Origin of the sequence: Streptomyces chiangmaiensis (assembly GCF_036281785.1) — a bacterium.
Taxonomy (GTDB): domain Bacteria; phylum Actinomycetota; class Actinomycetes; order Streptomycetales; family Streptomycetaceae; genus Streptomyces; species Streptomyces chiangmaiensis.
The window spans coordinates 1-3,792 of record NZ_JAYWVC010000406.1; the positions used below are offsets into that span (position 1 = coordinate 1).

Annotated in this window: 4 protein-coding genes; 3 read left to right on the forward strand and 1 reads right to left on the reverse strand. The window is 65.4% G+C overall.

Annotated elements, in window-relative coordinates:
- The coding region (locus VXC91_RS43355; protein WP_329512854.1) for a nitroreductase family deazaflavin-dependent oxidoreductase at positions 1-396 on the forward strand (396 nt) is incomplete at its 5' end.
- A 465-nt stretch (positions 397-861) separates the two neighbouring features.
- Here the strand turns inward: VXC91_RS43355 and VXC91_RS43365 are convergent.
- Positions 862-1,212, reverse strand: a complete 351-nt coding sequence (locus VXC91_RS43365) for a hypothetical protein (protein WP_329512855.1) — start codon at positions 1,210-1,212, stop codon at positions 862-864.
- 65 nt (positions 1,213-1,277) lie between these two features.
- Here VXC91_RS43365 and VXC91_RS47340 point away from each other — a divergent pair, with 65 nt between their 5' ends.
- Together VXC91_RS47340 and VXC91_RS47345 are read left to right on the forward strand one after the other, a co-directional pair.
- Positions 1,278-1,679, forward strand: a complete 402-nt coding sequence (locus VXC91_RS47340; RefSeq protein WP_408057616.1) for a S8/S53 family peptidase — start codon at positions 1,278-1,280, stop codon at positions 1,677-1,679.
- Between the two features lie 30 nt (positions 1,680-1,709).
- Entirely contained in the window at positions 1,710-2,834 is a 1,125-nt protein-coding gene (locus VXC91_RS47345) for a carboxypeptidase-like regulatory domain-containing protein (RefSeq protein ID WP_408057617.1), read from the forward strand.
- Positions 2,835-3,792 lie beyond the last annotated feature (958 nt).

Here is a 3,792-nt window from a genome sequence, read left to right on the forward strand (position 1 = left end):
TTGTACGAGAGTTCCGGCGGGACGAAGGGGAACACCTCGCCCGACATCGGGAAGCCGGTCATCGTCCTGACGACCCGGGGCGCGAAGAGCGGGAAGATCCGCAAGACGCCGCTGATGCGGGTGGCGCACGAGGGCACGTACGCGGTGGTCGCCTCGCAGGGCGGCGCGCCGAAGCATCCCGTGTGGTACTTCAACGTCAAGGCCGATCCGCACGTCGAGCTGCAGGACGGCCCGGTCAGGCGGGACATGCGGGCGCGTGAGGTCACCGGAGCCGAGAAGGCCCAGTGGTGGGAGCGGGCGGTTGCCGCGTACCCGCCGTACGCGGAGTATCAGCGCAAGACCGACCGGGAGATCCCGGTGTTCGTGCTGGAGCCGGTGAACTCCAGCGCGAACTGACCTACGACGGTCTGCGGGCCGCCAAGGCCAAGGCCAACAAGGGCGGTCGCCGACCGGCCGCCGCCGGGAAGACCGACACCGTCCGCACCGCATACCTGCTGGGCCGGTCCATCACCGCACTCGCGACGGACGGTGATCCGGATGCCGGCTGGCAGCCCTGGCAGGTCGACCTGCCAGGTCAGGTAGGGGACCTGGGACAGTTTGACAACCTGTTTCCCTGCTGGCAGGTGGGGACGAACACCGGGACACCCAGCGTGGAGCGACACCGCATCCTGGGATGTCTCTGTCATCACAGGTCAGACAGCAGAGGGCGGGGCGCATACCAGGGGCCCTGCCTTCCTCAGTGTGCTCCGAGCCATTCGGGGCCATCATCAAGGAAACCAGTTGCGGTAAGAGTTCCTCCGAAGAGGCTGGCACATAGCCCGTGCCGCGCTGGTCGCCGGCATAGTGGGTCTGGTCTCGGCTTTAGTCGTCGTGCAGATCGGCCTGCGCGCCGTAATCGCGCACAGCAGTGCATATTTTGACGTTCTCGTAGCAAAGCACCTCGCCCCGGACTTCTCGGGGACTGTGGGTGGACTCGTTGCCGGTTCCGGGGTGCCCGTCGGATGGCACATGGCGCCGTTCTCGGGCCACATCACAGCCCCCTGGGTATTCGAGCACCGCTCCGAGTTGCTCCTTGTAGGAATCGGCCCCCTGCTCGGTACCGCTGCGCTCGGGTGATTCGTTGCCGCCACGGCGCGCGTTCTTGCGCTCCCGAAGTGGCCGTTGCTGGCCGCCTCGGCGGATTCCTACGCTGTCCTCGCGGGTATCGCTCAAGTGGCGACACGTGACCCTGGCGCGGCTGCGGCGATGGAGCTGTCGACGTCGACATGGTGTCCGCCGTGGCTCCGCAGGCACACATCCTGCTCATCGAGGCGGATGACAACTCTGAGTCCAACCTGGAGGCGGCTGTGGACAAAGCCGTCGCACTGGGCGCGAAATACGTGTCAAACAGCTACGGCATGTCGTACAGCGAGTTTCCCGGCAGTGGTGAGGACCCATCCGATGTCACCGATGCCGACGCGCACTTCAACCATCCCGGCGTGGCCATCGTGGCGGCCAGCGGTGACAGCGGCTTCGGCGTGACTTACCCGGCCGCGTCGCAGTACGTCACGGCGGTCGGCGGCACGAGTCTGGTCCGGGGCTCCAGCGCACGCGGCTGGATGGAGTCCGTGTGGTACGACTCGGCCGACAGCTCGGGCCCGGGCAGCGGTTGCTCGGTGTACGAGGCGAAGCCGGCGTAGCAGACCGACAGCGGCTGCTCCAAGCGCACCGTGGGTGATGTCGCAGCGGTATCCGACCCAGCGACCGGCGTCGCCGTCTACAACAGCGGCTGGAAGGTGTACGGCGGCACCAGTGCCGCATCGCCGATCATCGCGGGCGTGTACGCCGACGCCGGTACCCCGGCCGCGAACACCTACCCCGCCAGCTACCCGTACTTCAATGCGGCACACCTCAACGATGTGACCACCGGCATCAACGGCACCTGCTCACCGGCCTACCTGTGCACAGCCGGCCCCGGTTATGACGGCCCAACCGGGCTCGGCACCCCGAACGGCCTCGCCTCGTTCACCACCGGCCCTGACGGCGCCGTCACCGGCGCCGTCACCGACTCGACGACGCACGCACCGGTGTACCGCGCCACGGTGAAGGTCGGCAACACGACGACTGTCACTGACCTGTCCGGCCACTACAGCCTCTTCCTGCCGGTGGGCACGTACAGCGTGACGGCAGAGGGTTACGGGTTCGCGAGCAAGACAATCAGCGGTGTCACCGTCACCGACGGCAGCTCGGTGACCGAGGACTTCGCGCTCGCCCCCGCCAGCATCTTCAACAACGTGCGGGTGACCCAGGACACCAACACGGACGTCGGAGACATCGACGGAGGCGGCGCCAGCCTCTCCGCGCAAGGACTGGCCCAGACGGGAGTCACCCCTGGCTTTACCATTGCCCACGCCGGCCTGGCATTCACCTGGCCCTCCACAGCCGGTGTCACCCAGACCATCGGCACCCACACCTACGGCACGCCCGACAACGTTGTTGCCTCGGGCCAGACCATTGCCGTCAACAACACGAGCGGGAACACTCTCGGCTTCCTCGTCACCGCAACCTACGGACCAGCAGGGGGAACAGCAACAATCAATTACTCCGACGGCTCCACTCAGCAGTTCACCCTCAGCAGCCCCGACTGGTTCGGAGGCGATGGCGACATCGCGATCACATCCGCCCACCAGAACCGTCCCGACAACATGCAATACCAGGCCCCCGGGTACGTCTACTACGTCGGCATAACTCTCGAATCCAACAAAACGCCGGTCAGCGTCCAGCTACCCGACGTCAGCGGCCTCGTAACCCCAGGCATGCCCAGCCTGCACATCTTCGCTATAACTCGAGGGTGACCGCTCGACAGCAGCCCTGACAGCGGAGCCGGTCGTTGTTGAACCCGACCGGCTCCACGCACGTACACACCGGCGAATCCCAGCCAAGGCCACTGCCGACGCCGCGCAAGCCAACCGCTACATGGAATCCACGAAACCCCAGGTCACAACCACAATCTGAGATCTCCACCGAACCGGGAGCGGTTCAGTCGGCCTCAGCGTCGTCTCTTTGTGTCTCGGTTCAAAGGCCGCCACTATCCAGAACTCGGAAGCGCCACCAAGAGCCGTCGACACGCCTCCTCACATCGCCGACACGCCTCGGCGCAGATGCGGCAATGTTCATGGTGAGCAGCATGCAGCTCACACTCCTCGGCGCACGCAGCGCAAGAGGCAAGGCAGGCCTCGACGGCCGCCCGGGTGACCGTCAGGTCAACAGCTGTGCGACGCGACAGGATGGTCGTTGTGGCGGCGCACACGTCAGAACAGTCGAGGTCGGTCCGTATGCACTTGATCAACGAGACGATGTCAGGCTCTGCCATGCAGGCATCGGCACAGGCAGCGCAGGCCTGGAAACAGGCGACGCATGCTTCGATGCACTTGATCAGTGCGTCATCGAAGGCCGACCGGGGACCCGGGTGGGCGTCGGCCATCTGTCTGACAACAAGGGACACGGTGAGATCCTTCCAGCGTCTTGAGCTGAGTTCGGTGCGGAGCGGCGAAACAGCTCCACAGAACACTGCGGCGCCAGAGCCTGCTGATCTTACGTAGATACCTCTAATCCTCAGCCACACCCAACTACCGACCCTCTCAACCCTGGTGGGTACGGGCGTTGCCGATTCCGTGACCTGATGGAAGTTCGAACCAGCCGCATCGGGTCGCCTGACCTGCGAGGGTGCCGTGCTTCGGATCCATGCCTGTCGTGGCAGGCATGTGAGAGTTCGCTTGCATCGCGACGGCTGTCAAGGTACTTCGCCTCGGT